The organism is Limosilactobacillus panis DSM 6035 (genome assembly GCF_001435935.1).
In the GTDB taxonomy this organism is placed as follows: Bacteria; Bacillota; Bacilli; order Lactobacillales; family Lactobacillaceae; genus Limosilactobacillus; species Limosilactobacillus panis.
This window is the reverse complement of sequence record NZ_AZGM01000117.1, coordinates 1-334: the sequence shown is the minus strand read 5'-3', so window position 1 is coordinate 334 and position 334 is coordinate 1. Positions and strand designations below refer to the sequence as shown.

1 pseudogene is annotated in these 334 nt (G+C 48.8%); it reads right to left on the bottom strand.

What is annotated here, in order from left to right:
- A pseudogene (locus FD32_RS10075) lies at positions 1-334 on the bottom strand (RNA-guided endonuclease TnpB family protein); the annotation flags it as partial.

Sequence of the window (334 nt, the reverse complement as noted above, 5' to 3'; positions counted from 1 at the left end):
GGTTCGCTACCTTGACTTGGTAACGGGCCTTTTGTTGCTGTGCTCGTTGCCAGTTTTGGTAATCACTTAGTTCTTTCTTGAAGGCCTTGTGGTTATGGTTCCATTGATAGACGGCAACCGTCGCCTGATGTTTCCGCTTGGCATACTTACTTTGCCACTTGGTTGCTTGCTTTTCCGCCCATTTAGCATTAAAGGTTCCGTACTTAATCCCATCAGAACTAACGGCTAGACTAGTGACTCCAACGTCAATGCCGACTACTTTTCCCGTCCTCCTTAAGTGTTCGGGAGCCTCAACCGCCACTTGTAATGACAGATAGTAGCGGCCAGTGGGCTC